We start from the raw sequence: 25,380 nt of genomic DNA on the forward strand, positions 1-25,380 counted from the left end.
GACTTCGGAACAACCCCCGACAATCTGTTTCCGCACATAGGCTAAGGCAGGTCGGTGCCCATTTCCAACGGCCTGGACGGATCCGTATCGAAATTTCCACGGTGTATCGATAAATGAGTTTCGCAACCACGGGTGTGCGTGGTGCCTCAGTCGAGGTCAACGACGATCGCACCGGAGGCGTCCCGCCGCACGGTGCCCTCGACGTCAACCGTCTCCTCCTGCGGACCACTCGGCCGGCGGAAGCTGACCGCATACGGAGCGGACACGCGCACTTCCTGGCCGGCGGCCAGGGCGAGCGGCTCCTGCCGGTTCCAGACGACAGATCCCCCGTCGACCGTCCCCCTGTAGCCTTCGTTCGCGACGCCATCTGCCACGATCGACGGGCAGTCGTCGCCGACGAGCCCAGAGGCGGTGCACGAGGCCAGCAGGTCGTCGATGCCGGCCTCGATATCGACCGCCGCATCGGCGCGGAGCACCGGATGAAGGATCAGGATCTTCGAGAGCATCTCGGCTCCCGGCGGCGGCTGGATCGTCTCCGGGTCCACGGGGTACTCCACGGCGAACGGCTCGCCCTCGCCCCCGTCGGGATCGATCGTGGTGAGACCCTGCTCTCCGGGGTAGTCGAGCTCATAGACTCCCGGCAGAAGCCGCAAGGCCTCCGTCGTCGCGAGATCGAAGACGCCCGACTCCTCGATCGCGATGTCCCCGGGGATACCCTGCCCGTCGAAGTAGAGTCCCAGATCCGCCCACTGCTCTACCCGTGCCTCGCCCCCGACCGTCGTCGTACTGACGGTCAGGGTGCGAGGCTCGTCGTCGCCGTCGAGGCGGTACTCGACGGTCACCGACGCCGCCGAATCCGACCCCGTGACCGACGTCACCCGAGCATCCACGGGGCGCACCGCGTCGGCGTATACGTCGTCATCGAGCGCGACGGGGCTCACCACGGACGGATCACTGAGCAATGCGCCCGCGCCCTGGGCGTCCCCTTCGATGAGACGCTGGAAGAAGGTCGACACCACCTGCTCCGCGCCCGTCTTCGCCACGTTGCCGAACGAGCACCCCGCTACCGACAGCGTGAGCACAGCCACCGCGAGGCCCGCACCCCACCGCGCAGACACCGACGTCATGACAGGCGAGCTACCGGCCACCGCCCGAAGTCGGTGCCGACGGTGTTCGATGCACTCGCGCGGAAGCCCTCGAGGTCACTGTTGGATTGCATCCCGAATTCGAAGATCAGCGCGACCACCGCCTGTACAGCCTCCAGCACCCTCGCGATGCACTCCGCGATCGGCTCCGCCATCTCCAGCCACTTGATCGGGTTCGCCTGAATGAACTGTGCTCCGAGCGGGATCGCATCGATAGCGAACGCGACGACCTCTTCGTAGAGGTTCCACCACAGCTGGATGATGTTGTCCGAATGCGTGCGGAGGTAGGTACGCATGTTGTCGATGTGTGGAATCAGTCCTTCGAGGGCAGCCCGCTGGCCGGCTGGCACGTTCGCATAGTAACGACCCATGCCGTCCTGCCAGCTCGATGTCGCGTAGAACTTGTCGTCACCGAGACTCCCCACGACGCCGGTGAGCACGACATTGATCGCGTCCCATTCGTTGGCCATCGCCTTCAGCGCGAAAGGGTTGCCCGGGCTCAACAGCTGCGCGACCTCGGCGGCGATGGCCTCGGCACCCCGGGCGGCCTCGTCGAGCTTCGCCAGCACTGCGGGCTGGTCGGCGATCAGCCGCTCGATGTCCTTCCACGCAAAGTAGAAGCCGGAGATCGGGAACAGGACCGTGAGCAGCCCCTGGCCCACACGCTCCCACCCTGAGGGCCAGTCAACTTCTTCTACATCCGTCTTGCACTCCGCGATCTTCTCCTCGACCTTGCGGATCTCGGGTGTGATCTTCTCGACGCCAGCGTCGAAGTCTGCCTGGCTGGTTGGAACACCCACAGTTACATACCCTCCGTAGAACGCAGAAGACGGCCCCTGCCTCGCCCTGCCCCGGCGAGTGCGCGCATATCAACCACCGCTGGCCTCCCGATCAGCGGACTCGATGTTCGTCGCGGTCCCGCGCAGAGCCTCCGCAATCCGAGCAGTCTCGGCCACGCCTCCATCGAGGAGAGTCCGCAGGCGCTCCAGAACGTCCGCGTATGCGCGCGTGGCTCCGAGTCCATGCGTGATGCCGTCGAACGCTCCGAAGGGGAGCGTCGCCCCCTCGGACATCAAGGTCACCGCCTTGCTGAACTCTCCCGATACGCTGTCCCAGCGCGTCGCATCCAGGCGGAGGTCGCCGACAACGGCATCAGTGTCCAGGTCGGTCATGGGTTCCCCTTCGTTCGACAGTGAGATCTCTCACGAGCTTCGTCCTCGACGCGCGGCGTCCTTGAGCGCGCGGAGGCGCTTGAACTCGGTCACGGCCGGGTAGCGGTCGCGCATGAACTGCGCCACCTCAGCGCCGGTGCGGATGGCCTGCGCCACAAGCGGGCGCGCGGTGTCGGCGATGTCTCGGCCTGCGGCGAAGCGCAGCCAGGTCGAGTCGAATGTCACGTTTCCGAGCGAGCCACCCACCGCCGTGACGGTGACGTTCCCGTCCGCACTGGTCAGCGGCTGCCGGGCGCTCAGCTTCTCCTCGAACGTGGCGACGTAGTCCGGCTGTTCGCGACTCACCTCGATCAGCAGCTCGGCGGGGATGTCGGGGACAGATGCCCCCTCGCGAGCGTCGACTGCACCGTGACGCGTGCTCGCCGTCTCGAGCCGCGCACGCTCCCGCGTGACGTCGAGACGGGTTCGCTCCGCGCGACTGTAGGCGATGAACACCGCAGGAGCGAGAGATTCGGGATCGATCCTCGACCGCCAGTCGTCGGCGATGGTCAGATCATGAAGGTCGCCGTCGTCGAGCAAGAAGACCGACACCGATTCGGTGTCATCGTGCCCGGCGTGGCCGACGATCGCTTCTTCCTGCTCTGACGCCGTGCCGTAAGGGTTCCAAGACATGGAGGACTCCCGATGATCGTGATGGAACGGTAGGACGGGCTTATGCCCAGAGGGACTCGTTCTTCCGTCGCGTGTCCTGGAAGATCTCTTGCGCTTTCACACTCGTGTTCCGGTGCTCGGCCAGAAGCTCATTGAGCGCCACCAGCTTGGCGCTCCACTCGCGCTGCGCTCGGTCGTAGGCGTCGGAAGCCTCACCCGTCCACTTGTCGCGCAGCGTCGAGACCTCCTGATCGAGAGCATCGAGAAGATTCGCGTACTGCCGGACGGCGTCGCGCAACCGGTCGATCAACTCATCCATCCCGGCCTGAGTGACCATGATCCGCTCTGACATGCAAGCTCCCCCCGAAGGCTCACGGCAATATCTGGGAGCGTAGAGCAGTTCGCGACGATAATCCACAAGAGAGCCGCTTCAGACAGGACCTCTCGGTCATGGCACCGTGACTTCCGCCGCCGAGAAGCCATCAGCTGGGGCGAAGGCCCGGAACGGCGACAGATAGGATCTGGCCAGTCAACTAGAGTGAGTCCGGGCCGGACCCCCGCAACGCCTGCGGCGGGAGAGCATCGCACACGTGGGGGGACACCACCGATATGAGCCAGAGCGGCACCGTGGCAGGAACCGTGCTGCGGATCTCCGTGGTCAGCGACGACCGCAGGCTCGACGTGGGGGTGCCATCGCAGGTCCCCCTGGTCGAGATCATCCCCGGCTTCGCCCGCAGTCTCGGCGTGCTGGACCCGACCCTCACGCACGGCGGATACGCGCTGCAGCGGGCGGACGGCACGCCCCTCGACCCCGCTCGCGGCGCTGCGGCCCAGGGCGTGCACGACGGCGAGCTGCTGACCCTGGTACGCGGCGGGCTCATGCGCGAGCCGCGCATCTACGACGACGTCGTGGAAGCCGTGATCGACGCGACCGCGGAGCAGCACAACTCCTGGACCCCCGCGGACAGCTCCCGCACCGCTCTCTTCGTCAGCCTCACCTTCCTCGCCCTCTGCGCCGTGCTCCTCGTCGCGACGCCGCCGACGTCTCTGCTCCCGGCGATCATCGCGGGGTCGGGCGCGGTCGTGCTCAGCGTCGCCGCCGCGGTGCTGATGCGGCTGCGGCAGCCCGAGGCCGGTCATGCGCTCGGACTCACCGCCGCGGCGTACGGCGGGCTCGCGGGCTACCTCGCGGTCCCCGCGCAGAGCATCTGGGGCTGGCCGCTCGCGGCTCTCGGGCTCGGACTCGTCGTCGTCGGGGGCCTCAGCCTGGCCGTCACCCAGGACAAGCCCGAGATCCACCTCGTGCCCATCGCCCTCGGCGCCTCGATCGGGATCACGGCCACGGCGGCCGCGGTCTTCGGCGACCCGCTCGCCTCGTACGCGCTGATGCTCGCGACCACGGCGCTGCTCGCGAACGGCATCCCCTGGCTGGCTCTGAGCTCCACCCGCATCCGGGTGATCTCGCCGCAGAGCGACGCCGACATGTTCTCCGCGCCGCAGCCCATCGACGCCGAGGAGGTGAAGCGTCGCGCCGCCGCCGGCACCCGCACGCTCATCGCGCTCCGTGCCGCGCTCGGCCTCGCCGCCCTCATCGCGACCCCGCTCGTCGCCGCCAGCGGCGTCACGGGCGCCGTGCTGTGCGTGCTCGCCTTCGTCGGCATGATGTTCCAGTCGCGGCAGATGCACGCCCGCCTCGGGGTGCTCGTGCTGATGGCGATCGGGGCGATCGGCCTCGCCGCGACCGGTGTGACCGTCGCGCTCGCCCTCCCCGACGTGCGCACCTGGATGCTGCTCATCCTCGTGGTCGCCACCGTGGTGCTCATCGGGCTCACGCTGCTCACGCCGAAGGCCCGCCTCCGCCTCACGCGGCTCGGCGACACGGTCGAGGTCGTCGCGCTCGCCCTCCTGCTCCCGCTCGGGGTCATCACGGCGGGGCTCGTCTGACCGATGGCGACCAAGAAGGACCTGATCGAGGCCCAGGGCTTCAGCCGACGACGGCTCCTCTCCGCCTTCACCGGCGGCGCCCCCGGCGGCAAGGAGCTCGAACCGGCCAAGCCGCTGCGCGCCGTCATCGCGGGCATCGCCCTCACCGTCGGCGTGATCCTCGTCGGCGTGTTCTGGGGCATCATGCAGCCGGGACTCCCCGGCGACTGGCAGAACAACCGCCTCATCGTCGCCACCAACACGGGCGCCCGCTACGTCTCGGTCGAGGGGACGCTGTACCCCGTCATCAACACCGCCAGCGCCCGCCTGCTCATCCCCGCCGGCGAGTTCAAGGTCGTGCGCACGGATCAGGCAGCCCTCGACGGCATCCCGGTCGGCGGTTCGATCGGCATCCTCGGCGCCCCTGACGACCTGCCCACCCCGAGCGCCCTCATCAACACCGCATGGACCGCGTGCGTCGACGATTCCACCGGGACCGCTGTCTCGCTGTCGGGCAAGCCCATCGCGGAGCCGTCGACGGGCACCGGCGCCGTGGTGCAGCGCGGCGACGAGCTCTTCGTGATCGCCGACGGCCTCCGCTACGCCGTCCCCGCCGACGACGCCAACGCGGTGCTGCGCGCGGTCGGCCTCGGCACCAGCGACGTCATCGAGGTCGACGGACGCTGGCTCAACCTCTTCGAGAGCGGCGCCGACCTCGAGCCGATCCGTCTGAACGCCGTCGGCGCCCGGGTGCCGGGGACCGACCTGACGGCGGGCACGATCGTGCACGTGCAGGGCAGCCCCGCGGACGAGCGCTACGTGGCCCTCGCGACCGGAGAGCTCGCGCGCCTCAGCCCGCTGGCGTACCAGCTCTACCTGCTCGGCAGCGCGCAGGAGGCCGGCGCGGACGAGGAAGAGGTGTCCCCGGCGGAGGTGGCCGACGTTCCCACCGTGCCGAACGCCGGTGGCGACGATTGGCCCACGCTTCCGCTGACGCCGCTCCCCTCCGGCGAGACCCCGTGCGCGGTCCTGGGTGACGACGCCCGCACCGTCCTCGGGTCCACGAGCGCCGAGCTTCCAGAGGACCGCGACCATGTCGCCGTCACGGTCGGCGGTGGGGCCCTCGTGCAGACGAGCGGCCCGTCGGACGAGGCGGTGGGCATGGCCGTGCTCGTCGACGAGTCCGGTACCGCGTACGCCATCCCGGGCGCCGTGCCGGACGAATCGGCGGAGGACGCCGCCAGCGGACCGCTCACCCAGCTCGGTTACACCCCCGGCGACGTCGGGCGGGTGCCGAGCGCGTGGATCGACTTCTTCGCCGCCGGGCCGGCGCTGACCACCGAGGCCGCGAGAGAGTCGCCCGGCTCCGGGGACGAGTGATGCGCCGCCGCGCCGCTCTCGCCACCCTCGTGGTGGGTGCTGCCGTGTGCGGGACGCCGGCCGCCGCGGTGGCCGCGCCGACCGCTCCCACGACGATCGTGTCGATGGCGACCGGCGCCTGTGAGCCCGGCACCGTGGTGTTCGCTCCGGAGGCCCCGTCGGCACTCGCGGCCCTCGGGGCGGAGGATGCGAACCGTCTCGCCACCGGGAAGGGCGTCGTCGTGGCGGTCGTCGACTCCGGGATCGACGCCGGCAACCCGCACCTCGCCGGCGTCGTCGTCGGCGGTGTGAACCTCGTCGGCGACGGGGAACGCGCTGATGGCCTGAGCGACCTGACCGGGCACGGCACGGCCATCGCCGGGCAGATCGCGGCGCAGCCCGTCTCCGGCTCCGGCGTGGTGGGGCTCGCCCCCGACGCGCGCCTGCTGTCGGTGCGCGCGTTCCGCAGCGATTCGCCGCAGGACGTCGACAAGGGGTGGGGCCCGAGCGCCCAGCGTCTCGCCGAAGGCATCAACTGGGCGGCCGACAACGGAGCCGACATCATCAACGTCTCCTCGTCGCAGGCGACGGACTCCCCGGAACTGCGGGGCGCGGTGGAGCACGCGGCTGCCGTCGGAGCGCTCGTCGTCGCCAGTGGCGGCAACCGGACCTCCGACCCCGAGGCCGAAGACGGAGCCCGGTATCCCGCGGCCTACGAGCAGGCGCTCGGCGTCAGCGCGGCCGATGCGACGGGGCTCGCGACCGACAGCTCGATCCACGGTCCGCAGGTCGGGGTCACGGCCCCCGGCGCGAACGTGCTCACCGCGGCGACGGGCGGCGGCGACTGCCTGTTCGCCTCCGACGCCCCGGCTTCGAGCTTCGCGACCGGTTATGTGAGCGCGGCGGCGGCGCTGGTCGCCCAGGCGCATCCGGACGATCCTCCGGCGGGATGGGCGTATCGGCTGACGGCCACGGCGCTCCGCGCGGACGCCGACAACCGCGACGATGTCAACGGCTGGGGCTTCATCCAGCCGTCCGCCGCCATCCAGCTCCTCCCCGACCCCACCACCCGCGGACCCGTCAGCCCCTTCTTCGACACCGCGGAGAGCGCGGTGCGGCCCCCGGTCGTGAGCGTCGAGCCCGACCACGGGGTGCCGCCGTTCGTCCTCACCCGCGAGGTGGCGTTGATCGCCGCGATCGCCGGCGCGAGCCTGCTCGGAGTCCTCGGCATCCTCATCGTGCTCCGGCGACGCCGGGAGATACCCTCCGACGCGGCGGCCGAGGTGGAACGACAGGGCGGCCTCCTCGACCGCCCGGAGCCCGAGGCGTGAGAGTCGGACCGACTCAGCGGCCGGCGGCTGCCGCCTGTCGCGCCCTGACGACCGCGCCCACGAGCGCGGCACCGGTGACCATGGCACCTCCCGCCAACGGCAGCAGGAGCAGCCCGACGGCCGCGCTCTGCGGGTTCTGAACGACCTGACCGTAGACGAACGCCCCCATGCTGCCCAGCACACCGACGAAGAGCGCCGCCGCGACGAGCCAGAGCAGCGGGGTCATCGCGGTGAGCCTCGTCGACGGCTCCCGGACGAACCGGAAGGCGAAGCCGGCGAAGAGGAACGACACCGCTGCGACGGCCAGAGCCACCAGACCCGCGAAGAGGAATGCCGGATCGGTCCACGCCGCGACGAGCGAGGGAATCGCGACGATCGTCGTCAGAGCACCGAACACGAGGGCGAACACACCGGCGACACGCGGCCTGCGCGACGTGGTGCTCGTCGTCGCCGACCGCTTCGCACCCTGATCCATCCGTCCGTCCCCTCTCCCGGTGTCCCACCCTAGCGAGGACCGCACGGGGCCTGCCTCCTCAGCCGAAGACGACGAAGCCGAGCGCGACGAGACCGACGACCGACACGACGCCCGCCCCGACGGTCGCGGCGAGGGTGACGACGCTCCACCGCTGCGCCTGCTTGGCGACGGACGGCAGCCCGGGCTCCACCACCCGTGTGGGCGCGGCCGCCCCGACGACGACGGGCGGAGCGACGGGAGTGCGCGGAGCCGGACGCGGCTTGTAGATCGCGGGAGCCGGTGCGCCGTCCGGGGCGGCGAAGGAGTCGACGCGGAGCCGCGGTCCGGCGGCCTGGGGTGCGGTGCCGTCTGCGGCAGCATCCTTCTTCCGCCGCAGGCGTCGAGCCGGACGCGCGACCGCCACGGTGGCGTCCTCGGGGGCGTCGGCCGCCGGAGGGGCGGAGCGATCGACGACCACCGTGGCGTCGACTATGGCCTCCTCCGCGTCGTCGGACGCGACCTCCGCGACCGGAGGCGCCGCATCGGACGCCGCTCCGGCACGCCGGCGGTCCCGCCGCGTCAGGATGACGGTCTCCTCGGCCTCGTCGTCGCTCATCGCGCGCGCACCGGGACCGTCGTGCCCTCGAGCATCGAATCGGTGACGGCGGACACGGCGGCCCGTCCACCCGTCGCGTCGTCGGGACGCGTGCGTGCGCCGCCGGAGACGACGTCGATCACCAGGACGGACACGTTGTCTCGTCCTCCGCCCTGCAGCGCGCGGCGGACGAGGGCCGCCGCCGCGGTCTCCGGGCGGCCGTTCATGGTCAGCGTCGCGCGGATGGCCTCATCGCTCACCTCGCCGGTCAGCCCGTCGGAGCACAGCAGGAGCCGCTCGCCGTCGACGACGGGGAGCAGCCAGCTGTCCGCCGTGCTGTCCGGGGCCCCGACCGCGCGCGTGATGACGTTGCGGCGCGAGAACGAGGCCAGGTCTTCAGGGCGGAGCTCACCGGCATCGACGAGCTCCTGTCCCAGGGAGTGGTCGATCGTGAGCTGCACCAGCTCCGTGCCGTGGTGCCGATATACCCGGGAGTCCCCGACGTTGAAGACGAGCCAGTGCGGCGCCCCCTCGTGCTCCACGAGCGCGACACCCGTCACAGTGCTGCCCGCCCCGCGGGTGTGCGCGGCGGCGATGTCCTCGACCACGGCCGCGGCTCGGCTCAGGGCGTCGCTGATGTCGCCGACATCGACCGGCAGTCCGCGCAGCGGCTCGAAGGCGGCGACGACAGCCGCGCTGGCGCGGTCACCGGCGTCGTGCCCACCCATGCCGTCGGCGACGAGGAACACCGGGCGCGCGTCGAGGACCGCGTCCTCGTTGGCCGCCCGCGTGAGCCCGGTGTCGGTCAGCGCCGCGACCCGGAGGACGACGGAGTCCACGGTCACGAATCGCGCTCCGCGACGACGTGCATGCCCACTTCCCCCAGGATGAACCGGCCGGTGCCGACCACGCTCTCCCCGGAGTCCAGGAGCGTCTCCGAGCCGTCATCCCCGACCACCACGACACCGTTGGTGGCGTGCAGGTCGGTCAGACGCCACTCGTCCTCCTGGACCACCAGACGGGCGTGGGTCTTCGACAGCGTACGGGTGGTGTCCGGGATGGCCAGCCGCTGCTCGCCCGGCTCCCCGGTGGGGTTCCGGCCGATCACGACACTCGCGCCGGATAGCGAGAACCGGCGGCCGTCGTCCAGCACGAGGACCCGCCGCACGCCGCGCTTGCGGGCGACGACCACCGTGGCGTCGAGGTCGTCGTCGGTCGGGCGCGGCGTCACCACGGTCTTGTCGACATCGGCGACCAGGCCTTCGGGCACGGCGGGGGCAGGTACCGGCGCGCTCTGCCCCGACGCGGGGACATCCGTCGCGGACGGGACAGGGCGGATCATGGGCATCGGCGGGGCCTCGGGCTGACCGCCGTCACGGAACGAGGGCGGCACGGGTCGGACGACACGATTCGCCTCCGGAGCCGGCGCGGGGGCAGCGGGCTCCTCGCTCGGTGAAGAGACCACGGAGGGAGCGGGGGCCGGCGCGGGCTGCGGGGCGGCCGGCGGTACGTCGCCCATCGCGGCCATGATGCCGGTCGTCGGGTGCGCGGGAGTCGAGGGCGTCGGCTGCGCGGCCGGGGACGGCGGCGCCGGAGCGGCCACGGGCGGAGGCACGGGCGCTTCGGGCAGAACCGGGGCAGCAGGTGGAATCGAGACAGCAGGCGGAACGGGAGCAGCCGCCGGAGACGGCGCGGGCGGCGCCGGTGGTGCAAACGACGGAGACGGCGTCGAGGACGACGGAGCCGGCGGCGCGGCAGGCGGAGCGAAGGCCGGTGGAGCGAACGACCTCGGTGCCGCGGGCTCGCCCTGCGGCGCACCCGCGGTCGGCGGGGCACTCGCGGTCGGCGGGGCACTCGCGGCAGGAGCGACCGCGGGCGGCGCGGCGTAGTCCGGGAAGATCAGCGACGGCGCCTCCGGCGATCCGTTGCCCGCGGGGGCGAGGGAGGGGATCGTGTATCCCGACGCGTCGCGCGCGGGGGCCGCGGACGGCGGGGCGCTGCGCCGCGGACCCGGTTGGAGGGCCGCGAGACGATCCCCCTCGGGATAGGGCGCCGGACCCCATGCGAGCACGGTCGCCCACACCGGCGGCAGGAGGATGGCGAGCACGGTCATGCCGGCGCCCCGCCCGAAGCGCCGGTTGATGCGATGGGTGGCGACGACCTTGAGGTAGATGCCGTAGAGCTGCACGAGCGGGATGAAGTAGAACACCACCGACCAGGCGGGCACGCCCCCTCGCGCGAGGATCTCGGCCTCGTTGAGAACGGGCACCCAGCCCTTCCAGCCCTCCCCGTCGATGCGGGGGAACAGGCGCGACAGCGCGAGGGCGTACCAGACGTAGACGGCCAGTCCGACGAGCAGCCCGAGTCCGACGATGATGACGAGCATCGTGGCCAGACCGGAGTCCGCGGGCGCGGTCATGAGTCCCCCTTCTTCCGGTCATCCAGTGAACCGGTCCATCCGAGCGTACCGAGCGCGGGTCTCGCACCGAAGCCGGGGAGGCGCAGGGAGCGCGTCCTGGCGACGAAAGACGTCGGCCGCACCCGGGTCCGAAGACGCTGCCATCTGGTCCCCGTCTTCGCCAGATCCGCCCGCTCTGCATCCACGATCGCCCAGGCGGCCGTCGCGTCGTCGGAGGTGGGCGGGTGCTCGGCGAAGACAGCGCGGTCGACCAGAGCAGCCAGCCGCTGTGCTGCCTCGCGACCGCTCGTCTGCGCGCGCTGCATCCTCGTGCCCTGCGCGTCCATGGGCACGTCATGGTCGGCGTACACGTCGGCGAGCTCCTCCCAGGCTCCGGCCAGGCGCACCTCGGGGTCCGCGGCCGTGCGCCGTGCATGCGCGCGCCGGCTCTTCGCGCCCACGAGCACGAGGAACGGCAGGACGAGCAGGAGCAGCGCGAGGAGCCCGAGACCCACTCCGCGGAGGATCGGCAGCAGGAAGGCGAGGACCTCCGAGGCGGGCTCCTCCAGCGGGGGCGCATCGTTGTTCGCGTCGCTCTGCGCCTGCGGGGGATCCAGAGCCTCGGACCGCGGCTGCTCCGGAACCGTGGGGTGCTCCGGGAGCTGCTCACCTTCGGTGATGGCGCTCGGCAGCATGGCATACTGCGGCGTCGCGTCGACGGGGATCCACTCGCCCCCCGAGGCGCGCACCTCGACCCAGGCGCTCATGTTCGCGCCGGTGCACACGTCGGTGCACGCCGGGATCCCCGGGACCTCCTCGGCCGCCGCGAGTCGCGCCCCCATCACCACGCGGGATTCCAGGCCCCACTGCTGCGCGAGGAGGGCCGCGGCCACGGAGAACTGCTCGTCGTCGCCGACCGCCGCCACCAGCAGCTCGGGGTCGGCGTCGGGACCCGCCCGACGTTCCTGCTCGGTGAGCTCGGTGAACAGCTCCTCGATGCGGGCGGCGGAGTGACCGGCATAGCTGGGAGCGAACGCGTACCCCTCGGACTCCTGGAGAGCCGCGATCCACCCCGTGGCAGCGGCGTCCTCGAGCAGCGCGTGGCTCAGGTAGCCCCGGGATCGGAGACGGTCCACCACTTCGAGGTAGCCGGCACCGGTGCGCGGCTGCTCCTGCATCTCCGCCCACTCGACCAGCGCGGGGTATCGATCGGCATCGAGGGTCGACCGACCGCCCTGGACAGCGGTCAGCTGGTCCGGTTCACCGGGCGCATCGACCAGCACCGAGTAGCGATCACCGGGCACGAGGCCCTCCCCGCCGCCGGGCGCCTCCGCGATCGTGATGGCGGTGTCACCGTCGTCGTCCACATGGAACCCGTCGGCGAGCGCGTCCGCACGCCCGCCGGAGAACGCAGGTGCCTCCGCGAGACCGGCGGGCGACGGAACCCAGATACCCCGGTAGGCCTCGCCGATCGTGATCTCCAGCGTCACCCGGCCGGAGCCAGGGAGCGCGGAGCGCGGCAGGCGGCTGAAGCGGTCGTCGGGGTCGATGTGGAAGTCCTCGCCGTCGTACGCGTCGAGGGTCACGAGGCGCAGGCGGTCCACGGGGCCGGGGTCGCCCTCCAGCTCGACCACCGGAGTGTCCAGCGTGTCGCCGGAGAACCAGGAGCGGTAGGAGCTGAGCGGACTCGGCTGCTCCTGCACCACGACCTGCGGTTCGATCTCGTCGCGCAGCACCGAGCGGTCGGACCAGCCGGCCGCCGCCGGGGCGATCGCGAAGCCGGCCCCCAGGGCGACGACCGCCAGCGCCCCGGCGAGCAGGTGCCGGCGAGCGGTGAGCCAGACGGGGGTCGCCCGCCGGGAGATGTTGGCCGCGGCCACGGTCCGCAGCGCGGCGGCGCGCTGGAGGCGCGTACGGCCGACGAGCCACACCAGGGACACCACGAAGACCGCCACCCCGACCAGCCATTCCCGCGGTGCGGGAAGCTCGACGCCGGCCACGGAGACCGGGGAGGACGTGCCGCTCACACCGAAGGCGACGCCGAAGACGCTCATGGCCACGACCACGGGGACCGCGGCCACCGCCCACTTGCCTCCGCTCCAGACGAAGAGCGTGGCGAGGAACGCCCCGAACAGCATCACGACGAGGAAGGGGATGAGCACCGCCTGGTACTCCCCCAGCGGCGGGTTCAGCGTGAGCATCTGCTTCCAGCCCAGCACGACCCCGAGCACCGCATCCCGCACGCCGCCGAGGAACGCGGGAACAGAGGTGAGAGCGGACGGGATGGCGAGCGGCACCGCGACCACCAGGTACACCCCTACGGCGGCGAGCGCCCCGAGCAGAGTGCCCCAGCGCAGGACACGCGTGACGACGGCGACGGCCATGCCGAGGAGGCCGCCGATGATCCCCACCGCGAGGGCGCGGGACGACTCGTACACCGGCCAGGCGGCTGCCGTGGCGAGGAGGACGCCGACCAGGACGTACCCCAGCGACCAGAGGGTGAGGGCCGAGGGCGGGGAGCCCCGTCGTGATCCAGCGCGTCCGCGCTTCGGCCCGGCCGCGCTCATCGCAGCGCTCCGCGGGCGAGCATCTGGGGGAGGTCGCCGAGCGCACCGAGGGTCATCACCGCGAGCTCCCTGGCCGTCCGCATCGTCGGCTGCGCGCCGAGCTCGCTGCGCACCGCGACGGCCTCCACGGCTGCCGGGAGCTTCACCGCCGCGTGGCGCAGACGCTCGATCGGCAGGAGGGAGCCGGTGAGCAGGAATCCGATGGAGAGGTCGGGGTACGACTGCGCCGTGAGAGCGGTGACGGCCTCGAGCCTCATCACCCGCGCCGTCTGATCGATCGTGGAGGTCGCGTCGAGGAGCGCCTTGGGAGTCACCGTCGGCAGCGTGCGGATCGACAGCACCTCCGCACGGCCGTGCTCCGGGATCTCGTTGCTCACGGAGAACAGCACGTCCCTGCCGTCCCGTACGCCCTGCAGCGCCAGCGAGGCGGCGGCGCTGACCGTGTTCTCGAACTCGTCGTCGCTCGCATAGGACTCGGGGTCGAGGTCGAGGATGACGGCGATGCGCGCGTGCCGGGACTCCTCGTACTGCCGCACCATGAGGGTGCCCGTCTTCGCCGTCGACTTCCAGTGGATGTGGCGCGGCGAGTCGCCGACGACGTATTCCCGCACGGCATGGAAGGAGAGGTCGGCGTCCACCAGGGTGGTGCTCGGCGTGCCCTCCAGATCGCGGATCAGCCCCGCGCTGGTGCTGGGGAGCCGCACGGTCACCGGGTGCACATGGATGCGCTGCACGTCCGGCCAGCGCAGTTCTCGGCGGAGGATCCCGATCGGGTCGCCGCGGGTGATGGTCATGGGGCCGACGTCGATGACGCCGCGGCGATGCGCGGCAATCGTCAGCTCTTCGCGGTGGTGAGCGCCCGGCCGCAGCAGCGGCACGTGCGCCTCGACGAGTCCCTCGCCCACCGGCACGTCCACCACGCCGGGGAGCGAGAGGCGCTCGCCGTTGTTGCGGACGTCGAGCGTCGCACCGATCTCGGCTCCCGCGACGACGCGGTCGCGATCGAGCACGAGATCGATCCGGTAGTCATGGGCGCCGAGGATGAACGGCACGCAGGCCACCAGCAGCACGAGCGCGATCGTGGCGACCGCCCAGGCCTCCACCCAGCCGAACAGCAGCCCGGCGAGCACGCCGAGCACCACGGCCACGGCGACGAGCATGCCCGCCGTGGTGACCGTCTCACGGACCCAGCCGACCGTGGCGCTGGTCGCCCGCCCCACGGCGCGGACCGCCCGACGCGCGCCGAAGACCGCGCCGCGCACGGGACCACGGCGCGTGCGGTCGTAGCGCGTGACGGTGGACGTCCGCGTCGACGTGCTCGTGCCGGCGGTCGTCCGCGTCAGGCGGGATTCGGTGCTGAAGGTCACGCAGTGCCGTTCTCGCGCGGCGGTTCGACGTCGAGGAGGATCTGTCCGACCACGGCCACCGCCGTCACCCCGTCGAACTCGGCCTCCGGTTCGAGCACGAGGCGGTGCGCGAGGGCGACGACGGCGAGCTCGCGCACGTCGTCGGGCGTCACGAACGTGCGTCCGTTCTTCGCTGCCCACGTCATCACCAGGCGCGACAGCGCCAGGGCACCGCGCACACTGGCCCCGAGACGGACCTCGGACGCCCGTCGCGTGGCGTCGACGATGCGCATGATGTAGTCCGACACCAGCGGGTTCACGTAGACCCCGCGCGACATCTCCGCCATCGTCAGGATCGTGTCGGTGTCGACGATGCCGTCGAGCACCGTCTTCGGCCGGCCGGCGCCCTGCAGGATGCGCATCGTCGCGGCCTCGTCGGGGTAGCCGATCGAGGTCTTGATCATGAAGCGGTCGAGCTGCGCCTCCGGGAGCCGGTAGGTGCCGCCCTGCTCGATGGGGTTCTGCGTCGCCATCACGAGGAACGGCGAGCCGACGGACCGGGTGACGCCGTCGACCGTGACCGTGCCCTCCTCCATGACCTCCAGCAGCGCGGACTGGGTCTTCGGGCTCGCCCGGTTGATCTCGTCGGCGAGCACGATGTTCGCGAAGACGGGCCCCGCGTGGAACTCGAACGTGCCCTCCTTCTGGTCGTAGACCGTGATGCCGGTCACATCTCCCGGAAGGAGGTCGGGCGTGAACTGGATGCGGCTGCTGGTCCCGTTGACCGTCTGGGCGACGGCGCGGGCGAGCGCCGTCTTGCCGGTTCCCGGGTAGTCCTCCAGGAGGACGTGGCCTCCGCTGACGGCGGTGGCGAGCACGAGCTCGACCACGTGGCGCTTGCCGAGGATCGCCTGCTCGATGTTGCCGGTCAGGATCGAGAACGTCTCGGCGAACCAGGAGGCCTGCTCGGGAGCGATGGTGACAGGGGCTGCTGCGGTGGCTGGCATAGGGAAAGAGTATTCGTGTCGGTGTGCGCGGCGGTCAGGGGCACAGGCCCGTGATGCGATGCGTGATCGGGGTCAGGGTGGCGAAGGCTCCGGTCCACGTGATCTTCGCGTCGAAGGTCCCGGGGGTGTCGACCAGAGGCGTCACCTCGAGGATGTACGAGCCGCGTGCCGCGGCGGACACCGTCACGACATCGCCCTCGACGACGGGCATGCAGGGCTGGAACACCGCGTTGACGACGGTCGGCGCAGTCGTCGCGGTGATGTTCACCTCGCCGGAGCAGGAATTGCTCTGGGTGGCATGGCAGGCGCGGGCACGGACCTGCCCCGGGGACGAGTCCGGGGTGAGCGCGAAGTCGCCGACCCACTGTCCGTACATGTAGTACTGCGGGACGAAGCCGTTCTCGACATCGATGCGCGGCGCCGAGGCCAGGCCGTAGTCGTAGCGGTTCCCGTCGCGCCGGGGGTCCTTCGCGACCGTGTAGGTGGTGTCGCCGCCGGGGCCGTCGACGAACGTGAACGTGAAGACCGTCGTGGTGGACGACTCGGCCACGCCGTAGCCGTTCGACGCGCACGCCTTGACGTAGTACAGCTGGTACGGCCGCAGCCCCTGCAGAGAGGGGGACTCGGACCGGATCTCGCCGCCGGAGACCGACAGCGTGCCATCTCCGTTCGCCGTGCAGCTGACGTTGCCCGATCGCCACGCGACATAGGTGACCTGGACGCCCCTGGTGCTGCCGTTCGCCTGTGCCGCGATGCCGGAGACATTCACCGCCGTGTTCGAGACGGCCGACGCCTGCGTCGTCGCCGGGTCGAAGTACACGGAGCCGGCGACGGTCACGGACGTGCGGAACCCGCCGCCTTCGTTCCCGCCGCCGGTCGGCGGCTGGAACTGGCTGATCGGGACGATCGTGAGGGTCTGCGCTCCCGGCGACAGCGCGATGTCTGCGGTGGTGGTCGCCCCCGTGCGGTTGATGACCTCGCCCGTCTCCTCGATCCGGAACGAGACGGCGTCGTCGGCGGCGTCGATCGATAGCCGCACCGCCCCGCGCCCGCGGTCGGAGACTCCCGGTCGATACTCCGGCGTGGCCGTCGCGTTCGCCACGACCGGGGCGGCATAGGCCCAGCTCGTGTGCGGGGAGGTGGCGGCCGATGTGCCGACGGCGTTGACCGCTGCCGCCGTGAAGGTGTGCGGCGCACCGTTGGTCAGCCCGTTCACCGTGCAGCGGTACACGGCACCGGCCGGACTGCAGGAGGCATTGGCCGCTGCCCCGTCCTGGAGGATGGTCACGCCCGACACCGCGGGGTGGGCGCGGCGCGCCTCGCCGAGCGGCACCTCCAGCACGACGGTCGAGCGGGTGAAGCCCACGGTGGTCACGCTCGCGGGCGCCTGCGGGAATCCCTGCAGGTCGAGCGTGAGGGTGCCCGTGCCGGTCCGCCCCTGCGCGTCGGCCACGACGAACGAGACCACGCACTGCCCGCCCGGCGCTTGCCCGCCACCGGGCCAGCTCGCGGTGATCGTCTTGGCACCCGCCGTCGAGAGCGAGGCGACGTCGCAGCGCGATCCCGCCCCGAGCGACATCAGTCGCAGCCCGGATCCCGGCTTGCCGGCGAAGGGATCGTACTCGCCCGCCACATCGACGACGTCGATCGAGCAGCGGGCGCTGGTGACGACGCACTGCTTCGTGAAGGTCGCTCCCCGCGGAGCGTCCGGTGGGGCCGCGCCCACGACCAGACGCACGGAGGCTGAGGGCTGCCCATACTGCGGCACCGTCACGCTGACGTTCTCGGTGTTGCCCGGTCGCGCGTCGGCACGCGCCTCGATCGTCAGCTTCGCCCCGCTCTGCGTGACCACGAACGCCGAACCCGAGTAGACGATCCGGTACTCGAGGGAGCCTGCGTTGCCCTCGCGCCCGCCTTCCCACGCGGCCATGTTGGCGTAGAGGTCGACGCTCTCCGTGGCTCCCGGCGCGATCGTGTGCGAGATCGAGGAGAGCAGCAGCTGCGGTTCGGACGGACGGATGCTGACCGGGACGTCGATGTAGGACCAGCGCTTCTGTCCGTCCAGACGCACCGGGATCAGACAGGTGTCCGACCACGGCGCCTCACGCCCGGCACGGTACTCCGCCGTGCGGGGGCCGTCGGCCGCGCACGAGGCCGCAGCCCGCTGCGCGGTGAACGCTCCGGAGCCGATCTCCACGGCATCCGACGACGGCAGATCGAGGTAGTCCGGCACCGCGAAGCTGACGGCCGCGTCCTCGTCGACGACGACCGGCGTCGCGCCGGGGACGAGCTGGACCTGCATGTCGTCGAACGCCGGGATCCGCAGGAAGCCGAAGGCGGTCACGTCCCGTCCGCCGGCAGCGGTTCCGGTGAGCTGGAAGGGCACCAGTGCGCCCTCCTTCGGCGCGGGGCCGATGATCCGGTTCCCCTTCACCGTGTACCCGGCCTGTTCGCCCCACAGGCTCAGACGGAGCGACGAGACGTCGCCGGACGGCCAGCGCACCCGGTCCGTGACGACGTCGAGGCCACCGTCCACGAGGTCGTCCCGGTCGCGCGCCGTGAGCACCGTGTCCGTCACGACCGGCTGATCGGCGACCGTGCCCTCGGTCACGGTCAGCACGATGAGCCCCTGTGCCGTGCTCCCGGTCCGCGTCGACTTCACGGTGTAGAAGTAGGAGTTCGTCCCCGCCGTCTCCCCGGCGCGCAGCACGACGCGGCCGTCTTCCAGGGAGGTGTCGGAATCGATCAGTGCATTCAGCCGCTCGTACAGCGGGTTCCCCTTGACGGGAGGCGCGTTCGGGACGAGCGCGGTGATCTCGAGCTCGCTCTGCGCCGGGTCGAGGTCGTTCGACCGGGGGTCCAGCACGACCGGGGTGCGGGATCCCGCCTCGACCCGGACGTAGTCGCTGAACGTCACCGGAGCGGCGTCCTCGACATCCGCGTCCAGGACGCCGATGCGGACGGCACCGCTGCCTTCCTCACCCTGCGGGTCGCGCACGGTGTACCGGAACGACACCTGTCCGCCGTCCACGCCCCCGGCCGGGGCCCGGTAGACGATCGCCTCGCCGCTGGCCGAGATGGTCGCGGTGCCCCCGCCCTTCTTCGGCTGGTCGACGCCGGACAGCACCACGCGGTCCCCGTCTCCGTCCATCCCGGTCGTCGGTACCGGAATCGTCACGGTCTGCCCGCTGAGGACGCGACCGGTGAGAGGGATCGGCGTAGGAGCGCGGTTCGTCCCCGGCGGGACGACGGTGACCGTCACGACGCCGTCGTCGGACAGGGAAGGGTTCCGTTCGAGCGAGACCGAGTACGTCAGCCGATAGGTGCCTGGCGTCTTCGGTGCCAGGTAGCGCAGAGCGTTGCGGTCGGCGAAGACGAGTTCGTCCGGTTCGCCCGACCCCGTCACCTCCGGGAGCACGAGGAGCGGCTCCCCGCGGGGGGCGATGTCGTTGGCGGCGACCTCGATGCGCGTGAGCGAGCCCGCCCGCACCGTCACCGCGTCCGGGAAGACGATCGGGCGGGTGACGGTGGACGGCGGGGTGAGGAACACGCTCACCGTGCCCTGGACGGCCCCGCCCGCGCCATCCGCGACCGTGACGGTGGCCTTCCCGATCAGGCCGGGCTCGCCGTCCTCCGTCGTCCCGTTCACCCGCAGGCTCTCGTTCCCGACCACGCGCACGTTGAGCTGGGGCGTCGAGCTCACGGCGTCGGACAGCAGCAGCACCCGTCCGCTGGTGTTCTGCACCGCGCGGAGCACATCGACGGTCGTGTCCTCGCCCTCGCGCACGAACGCCGTCAACGGCGCCATCGCGAGCGCAGCGGACCCGTCGACCGCCGTGACGCGGATGACCGCGGACTGCTCGGCCTGGGTCGTGGCGTCCTGCGCGGTGTACGTGACCACGTACTGGCCGGGCTCTGCCGCGGTCAGCTCCACCGTGCCGGCCGCCGCGTTGGGCGTGACCTCGAAGCCCTGCGCGGTCGCGGCGGTCTGGACGGCGTCGACGAGGCGATACGACCCGGAGCCCCCGGACAGATGATCGGAGATGCGGAGGGACTGCCGCTCACCGACGCGCGCGGTCACCGCGACGGCCGATGCCTGGAGGGCGGGGCTGCCGCTGACCTGGACCTCGAGGGTCTTCTCCGCGGTCGCACCGTGCACGTCCTGCACCACCACCGTGACCGGGATCACGGCATCCGCGGCGTTCGGGTCGGTGTGCCGGATGGCGACGCGGCCGTCGTCCGTCGGCGCCACCATCACCGGTGCCGAGGGATCCGTCTCGTAGGCGTCGCTCAGGATGAAGGCATCGCCCTCGGGGTCGACCCAGCCGGAGAGCGCGGAGACGATCGTGCTGCCGCCGGCGAGGATCTGCGGCGTCGGCCACTCCTGCTTGCAGGCGTCGACGCCGCACCAGACCGGGGCGGAGTTGACTCCGGGATCGACGACCGTCAGCGTCACGGTCGCCGGCGGCGAGACGGCCGCACCGTCCGTCACGGCGTACGTGAAGCTCGCTTGACCGGAGCCCGCCTTCACATCGACGACCAGCGACTGCCCGTCCGCCACGAGCGCCAGTTCCCCGAATGCGGGATCGCTCAGCCCGGCCGCGACGGACTCGGGGTCGATCGTGAGGACGTCCTTCTTGTTCGGGTCGTGATCGTTCAGGAGGACCGGCAGGAGGACCTGCTCCCCCGCACGCACGCCGAACGCATCGTCGACGGCCACCGGCGGAAGCTGCTCCGCCACGTCCTCGACGACGATCGTGCCCTCCTGCTGCTCCGTGTCGTCCTCGATCTTCCACTGCTCGAGCGGGATCAGCACGCCGTCCGGCGCCGTCCAGATGAGGCCCGTCCCGGTCTCGACGAGCACCGCGCGGTCGCCGTTCCCCTGGAAGACGGGGTCGATGGCGGCCGCATCCAGCGTCTCGTCCGGGACCTGCAGCGGGGTGGTCTCTCCCGCGCTCCACAGGGTTCCGCCGCCGCTGTCGAGCCACGCCGCGTAGGTGTCCCCGCGGACCGTGACCGGTGCGGCGGGGACGCCGGAGGCCTCCGCCACCCGGTCGGCCTCTCCGGACGCGAGGTCGACGGAGACGAGGCCGTCCGAGTCGGCGACGAGCACGGCGTCGCCCTCGGCGGCTCCACGCTGCAGGCGTGCGTCCTCGGCGACGTCGAGCGTGACCGCCGCATCGCGTCCGGAGAGCCACAGCTCGCCGGAGGTCGGCTGCAGCATCGCCCAGCGTTCCCCGACGACCGCGATCGCCAGGCCCTCCCCGGCTTCCGGCGCATCGGCCACGGGTGACTCATCCCCCAGGAACCGGTGCTCGTCGATGTCGAAGCGGCGCACGGCCCCCTCGTCCGCCGAGTAGAGGACGAGCAGGCCATCCGGCGACAGCCCGATCGCATCGGCGGTGTAGGTCGGCGGGTCCTCCCCCTCCTCGACCTCGACCTCGGCGAAGGGATCGACGAGGGCCGTCCCCGCCCCCGGTGCCAGGGTGGACACCGAGACCTGTCCGGTGTCGGTGCGGTAGGCCACGTAGACCCCGGCGGAGAGGACGTCGCGGGTCCCGGCGGGGGTCGGCTGCGAAGCGAGCGGCGTCCCCTCCTCAGAGCTGTCGGAGAGCAGATCGGCGGGGCTGGCCGGATCGACGTCCCACCGCTGTCGGTTCCCCTGTGCGTAGAGCACCGTGCTGGAGCCGCTCTGCCAGACCGCCTCGGGGTCATCGACGTCGCGGACCGTGTCGATCTCGGCGAGCTCGGTGTTCACGCGCGCATACTGCCCGCTATCGCGCATGACCCAGACCGCCGGTTCGAGACGCGGCACCTCCTGCGACTGATACCCCTGCGCCGTCACCGCAAGCGCCACGACGACCACGAGCGCGATGATCCCGGAGATCAGCGCGATCAGCTTGCCCCTGGGCGGGGTCGCCGTCTCGGCGCCGGTGCGGTTGCCTGCCGCCATCAGAGGATCCCCGTGAGGAACAGGACCGCGGTTCCGAGCCCCGCGATGACGGCGGCGCCGATCACGGCGCCGACGATACCGACGACGAGGGGGGACCGGCTTCGGCCACGGGTGCTCGCGGGGACGTCGTCCCGCTCACGGGGTGCGGCCTGCGGACGGGCGGCGCGCGCCGCTCTCCGCGAGTCGGGCGCGACCGTCGTGATGACCGGCCCGCGGACGCTCGTGTCCGAGAAGTTCACCGGCGCCGCCGCGGCCCACTCCGCCGACGCCGCCTCGAAGGCCGTCGGCGAGATGCCGAGCTCGTACTGCGCCCAGCGCAGCTTCTCCGCGAACTCCGCCATGCTCGCCGGCCGCTTCGCCGGGTCGCGGTGCATGGCGCTCGCGAAGATGTCGTCGATGATCGGCGGGATGCCGGGGACCGGCACCGCCGTGTACCGCGCCTTGATGATGCGGTCCGTGAGCTGGTCGCGCGAGTTCGAGCCGCGGTCGGCACGCTCGAACGGGCTGCGGCCGGCGAGCAGCGTGTAGAGCGTCGCGCCGAGGCTCCACACCTCGCTGGGGATGGATCCGGACACGCGCTCCTGCAGCACCTCGGGGGAGCTCCAGGGCACGGACATCGCGATGGTCTCGCCCTCGCCCTCGCCCTCCTCGATGACGGCAGCGGCGATGCCGAAGTCGGCCAGCACGGGCGCGCCGAGCGAGTTGATGAGCACGTTCGACGGCTTGATGTCGCGGTGCAGCAGCCCGGCCCGGTGCACGGTCTCCAGAGCCCCGGCCATGCGGACGCCGATGTCGAGCACCTCCGCGAGCGGGAGCGGAGCCTTCTTGTACCGCGCGCTCATCGTGTCGGGGCAGTACTCCATCGCGAAGTACGGCCGCCCGTCCGCCGAGATGGAGGCCTGGTAGATCGTGACGATCGACGGGTGGGCGCTCAGCCGCGCGGAGATGTCGGCTTCCACGTTGAAGGTCTGCAGGACCTCGGGGTTCACGGCATCCGCGAGCAGGACCTTGACGGCGACGACGCGGCGCGGCATGTCCTGCTCGTAGAGGAACACATCGGCGAATCCACCGGACCCGAGCGGACGCACATAGCTGTACCCCGCCAGCGTCGGCGGTGTCGCTGCCATGCGCGTTGCCACACCTGCTCCTCACGGTCTGATGGGAGACCGCGCGCCTGCAGCCACCCGGCGTCGTGCGCCGGGGGATCCCCCGATGTGCCGAGTATATCGGGCGGGGGACTATGGCCCCGTGTTCTTCTCCGACGCGAGGTCAGGCCTTCCAGCAGCCCTCGATGTGGTCGTCCACCATGCCCGCCGACTGCATGAGGGCGTACATCGTCGTCGGCCCGACGAAGCGGAAACCGCGGCGCCGCAGTTCCTTGCTCAGCGCGGTCGACTCGGCAGTCACGGCGGGGACGTCGGCGAACTCCCGTGGCCGTGCTCCGGTCGCCGGCGGGGCGAACGACCACATCAGCGCGTCCAGCTCCCCGTCGGCCATCGACTCCACGATCCGCGCGTTGCCGATCGTCGCGAGGATCTTGGCGCGGTTGCGGATGATGCCGGTGTCGCTCAGGAGGCGTTCCACGTCTGCGTCGTCGAATGCCGCCACAGCCTCGGGCACGAACCCCGCGAACACCTCGCGGAACCGCGGGCGCTTGCGCAGGATCGTGATCCAGGACAGTCCCGCCTGGAACCCCTCCAGGGCCATCTTCTCGAACAGCGCGCGGTCCCCGTGGAGCGGCGTCCCCCACTCTTCGTCGTGGTACCGCCGGTATTCTGCGTCGTCGCCGACCCACGCGCAGCGCGCACGGGAGTCGGGCCCCAGGAGGAGGGAGGTCATCCCCTCACCGTATCCGCCCCCACCGACGCCCCCGCTCCCGCCCCCGCGTCCCCGTCCCCCATCCCGCGTCCCCCCGTCTTAGGTGCGAGTTCACTTCCGCCCCTCCCCTCGCCTCCCCAGGGCCGTTCTCCATCCCGCCACGACACACACCTCCGACGCTGGATCAAAAGCATCCCCCGAAACGCCCCAGCGGCACCATCCCCGTCCCGCACCCGCGCCTCCGACCCCTTACCCTCGCGCATCGGAGTGCCGTGACCTGGTGCGTCCGGTGTCGCTGCCGCACCTCGTCCTCCGCGGGGCGCCCTGCCGGGAGCGGCGCGGGATCAGAACCGTACCTGCGCGGCCCTCATCCGGAGACTTTTCCGTCCCGGCCCAGGGACTTGAGGGTCGCGGGACGGATATCTCTCCCCAGCGAGGCACCGGAGGTGCGCTCTTGATCCCGCGTCGGATCGGACGCGGCGGGGACCGGATGCGGGACGGAAAACGCTCCTCAGGGGAGCACCAGAGGTGCGTTTTTGATCCGGTACCAGAGAGGACGGGGGCGGGGTCAGTCGGCGATGGTGGCGGCGTCGATGACGAAGCGGTAGCGGACGTCGGACGCGAGGACGCGCTCGTACGCGTCGTTGATGGCCGAGGCGGGGATGACCTCGATCTGCGCGGTGATGCCGTGCTCCGCGCAGAAGTCGAGCATCTCCTGGGTCTCCCGGATGCCGCCGATGTTCGAGCCGGCGATGGAGCGTCGTCCGGCGATCAATGACCCCGCGTTCAGGGCGAGGGCCTCCGCGGGAGCACCGACGCACACGATGGTGCCGTCCACGTCGAGCAGCCCGAGGTACGAGCGGAGGTCGATGACGGCGCTCACGGTGTTGAGGATCACGTCGAAGGAGCCCCGCAGGTCGCGGAAGGTGTCGCGGTCGCCCGTCGCGAAGTAGCGGTCGGCGCCGAGGCGGAGGCCGTCGTCCTGCTTCGCGAGGGTCTGCGACAGCACGGTCACCTCCGCGCCGAGGGCGTGCGCGATCTGCACGCCCATGTGACCGAGGCCGCCGAGTCCGACCACCGCCACGCGCGTGCCGGGGCCGACCTTCCAGTGCCGGAGCGGCGAGTACGTGGTGATGCCCGCGCACAGCAGCGGAGCCGCCGCGTCGAGAGGCAGGGCGTCCGGGATCCGCAGCACGAAGTCCTCGGTGACGACGACCTGCTGCGAGTAGCCGCCCTGGGTGATCGTGCCGTCGCGGTCGACCGCCCCGTAGGTGCCGACGGCGCCCTGCGTGCAGAACTGCTCGTCACCGCGGAGGCAGTACACGCATTCCCGGCACGAGTTCACGAGGCAGCCGACACCGACGCGGTCGCCGAGGGCATGCTTCGTGACCTCGGACCCCACCGCGGCGACCGTTCCGGTGATCTCGTGTCCCGGGGCCAGCGGGTACTGCTGCGGACCCCAGTCTCCGCGCACGGTGTGGATGTCGGAGTGGCAGATGCCGGCGAAGGCGATGTCGATGAGGATGTCGTGCGGGCCCAGCTCCCGGCGCTCGATGACGGTCTTCTCGAGCGGGGCGGCTTCGGCGGGGGCGGCGTAGGCGGTGACGGTCGACATGATGCTCCTCGGATCGGTACTCGCCGAGACTATCCGCCCGCGCCGA

The 25,380-nt window shown here is 71.5% G+C and carries 19 protein-coding genes; 3 read left to right on the plus strand and 16 right to left on the minus strand.

Annotated features, from left to right (window positions below):
* Window positions 1-146 precede the first annotated feature (146 nt).
* From BK819_RS02630 to BK819_RS02650, 5 genes are all read right to left on the minus strand, one after another.
* Window positions 147-1,127, minus strand: coding sequence for a hypothetical protein (locus tag BK819_RS02630; protein WP_071327733.1), 981 nt, complete (start codon window positions 1,125-1,127; stop codon window positions 147-149).
* Window positions 1,124-1,945, minus strand: coding sequence for a hypothetical protein (locus BK819_RS02635; protein ID WP_071327734.1), 822 nt, complete (start codon window positions 1,943-1,945; stop codon window positions 1,124-1,126). The genes BK819_RS02630 and BK819_RS02635 overlap by 4 nt, the downstream gene beginning before the upstream one ends.
* Window positions 1,946-2,014: 69 nt before the next feature.
* Window positions 2,015-2,317 carry a hypothetical protein gene (locus tag BK819_RS02640; protein ID WP_071327735.1) on the minus strand — a complete coding sequence of 101 codons (303 nt, stop codon included), beginning with the start codon at window positions 2,315-2,317 and terminating at the stop codon, window positions 2,015-2,017.
* 30 nt (window positions 2,318-2,347) lie between these two features.
* Window positions 2,348-2,989 (minus strand): hypothetical protein, encoded by a 642-nt coding sequence (locus BK819_RS02645; protein ID WP_071327736.1) that lies wholly within the window; start codon window positions 2,987-2,989, stop codon window positions 2,348-2,350.
* A 40-nt stretch (window positions 2,990-3,029) separates the two neighbouring features.
* A complete protein-coding gene (locus BK819_RS02650; RefSeq protein ID WP_071327737.1) occupies window positions 3,030-3,320 on the minus strand; it encodes a WXG100 family type VII secretion target in 291 nt (96 codons plus the stop codon).
* 257 nt (window positions 3,321-3,577) lie between these two features.
* On the opposite strand from BK819_RS02650, the gene eccD reads away from it, so the two are divergent.
* Genes eccD through BK819_RS02665 form a run of 3 tightly spaced genes read left to right on the plus strand, consistent with a single transcriptional unit; the run spans window position 3,578 to window position 7,581 of the window.
* Window positions 3,578-4,912: a type VII secretion integral membrane protein EccD gene (gene eccD / locus BK819_RS02655; protein ID WP_060923226.1), complete on the plus strand. Its 1,335-nt coding sequence runs from the start codon at window positions 3,578-3,580 to the stop codon at window positions 4,910-4,912.
* A gap of 3 nt (window positions 4,913-4,915) precedes the next feature.
* Entirely contained in the window at window positions 4,916-6,271 is a 1,356-nt protein-coding gene (gene eccB, locus BK819_RS02660) for a type VII secretion protein EccB (RefSeq protein ID WP_071327738.1), read from the plus strand.
* Window positions 6,271-7,581 (plus strand): S8 family serine peptidase, encoded by a 1,311-nt coding sequence (locus BK819_RS02665; RefSeq protein WP_071327739.1) that lies wholly within the window; start codon window positions 6,271-6,273, stop codon window positions 7,579-7,581. The genes eccB and BK819_RS02665 overlap by 1 nt, the downstream gene beginning before the upstream one ends.
* A gap of 13 nt (window positions 7,582-7,594) precedes the next feature.
* Here the strand turns inward: BK819_RS02665 and BK819_RS02670 are convergent, their stop codons facing one another.
* The 11 genes from BK819_RS02670 to BK819_RS02720 all read right to left on the minus strand — a co-directional run bounded on the left by BK819_RS02670 (window position 7,595) and on the right by BK819_RS02720 (window position 25,334).
* Window positions 7,595-8,056, minus strand: a complete 462-nt coding sequence (locus BK819_RS02670) for a hypothetical protein (protein WP_071327740.1) — start codon at window positions 8,054-8,056, stop codon at window positions 7,595-7,597.
* Window positions 8,057-8,114: 58 nt separating this feature from the next.
* Window positions 8,115-8,651 (minus strand): hypothetical protein, encoded by a 537-nt coding sequence (locus BK819_RS02675; RefSeq protein WP_071327741.1) that lies wholly within the window; start codon window positions 8,649-8,651, stop codon window positions 8,115-8,117.
* Window positions 8,648-9,475 carry a PP2C family serine/threonine-protein phosphatase gene (locus tag BK819_RS02680; protein WP_071327742.1) on the minus strand — a complete coding sequence of 276 codons (828 nt, stop codon included), beginning with the start codon at window positions 9,473-9,475 and terminating at the stop codon, window positions 8,648-8,650. The genes BK819_RS02675 and BK819_RS02680 overlap by 4 nt, the downstream gene beginning before the upstream one ends.
* Entirely contained in the window at window positions 9,472-11,049 is a 1,578-nt protein-coding gene (locus tag BK819_RS17070) for a DUF5684 domain-containing protein (RefSeq protein WP_071327743.1), read from the minus strand. Before BK819_RS17070 ends, BK819_RS02680 begins: the two co-directional genes overlap by 4 nt.
* Window positions 11,046-13,595 (minus strand): transglutaminase domain-containing protein, encoded by a 2,550-nt coding sequence (locus BK819_RS02690; protein ID WP_071327744.1) that lies wholly within the window; start codon window positions 13,593-13,595, stop codon window positions 11,046-11,048. Before BK819_RS02690 ends, BK819_RS17070 begins: the two co-directional genes overlap by 4 nt.
* Window positions 13,592-14,962 carry a DUF58 domain-containing protein gene (locus BK819_RS02695; protein WP_071327745.1) on the minus strand — a complete coding sequence of 457 codons (1,371 nt, stop codon included), beginning with the start codon at window positions 14,960-14,962 and terminating at the stop codon, window positions 13,592-13,594. Before BK819_RS02695 ends, BK819_RS02690 begins: the two co-directional genes overlap by 4 nt.
* Entirely contained in the window at window positions 14,959-15,948 is a 990-nt protein-coding gene (locus BK819_RS02700) for a MoxR family ATPase (RefSeq protein WP_060922371.1), read from the minus strand. Before BK819_RS02700 ends, BK819_RS02695 begins: the two co-directional genes overlap by 4 nt.
* 34 nt (window positions 15,949-15,982) lie before the next feature.
* The gene (locus BK819_RS02705) at window positions 15,983-21,901 is read right to left on the minus strand and encodes an Ig-like domain-containing protein (RefSeq protein ID WP_071327746.1); all 5,919 of its coding nucleotides are present in this window, start codon (window positions 21,899-21,901) and stop codon (window positions 15,983-15,985) included.
* Window positions 21,901-23,040 (minus strand): serine/threonine-protein kinase, encoded by a 1,140-nt coding sequence (locus BK819_RS02710; RefSeq protein WP_371259804.1) that lies wholly within the window; start codon window positions 23,038-23,040, stop codon window positions 21,901-21,903. Before BK819_RS02710 ends, BK819_RS02705 begins: the two co-directional genes overlap by 1 nt.
* A gap of 130 nt (window positions 23,041-23,170) precedes the next feature.
* Window positions 23,171-23,740, minus strand: a complete 570-nt coding sequence (locus tag BK819_RS02715; protein ID WP_071327748.1) for a DNA-3-methyladenine glycosylase I — start codon at window positions 23,738-23,740, stop codon at window positions 23,171-23,173.
* 547 nt (window positions 23,741-24,287) lie between these two features.
* Window positions 24,288-25,334, minus strand: coding sequence for an NAD(P)-dependent alcohol dehydrogenase (locus BK819_RS02720; protein WP_071327749.1), 1,047 nt, complete (start codon window positions 25,332-25,334; stop codon window positions 24,288-24,290).
* Window positions 25,335-25,380: the final 46 nt, after the last annotated feature.

Origin of the sequence: Microbacterium sp. LCT-H2, assembly GCF_001866135.1 — a bacterium.
In the GTDB taxonomy this organism is placed as follows: domain Bacteria; phylum Actinomycetota; class Actinomycetes; order Actinomycetales; family Microbacteriaceae; genus Microbacterium.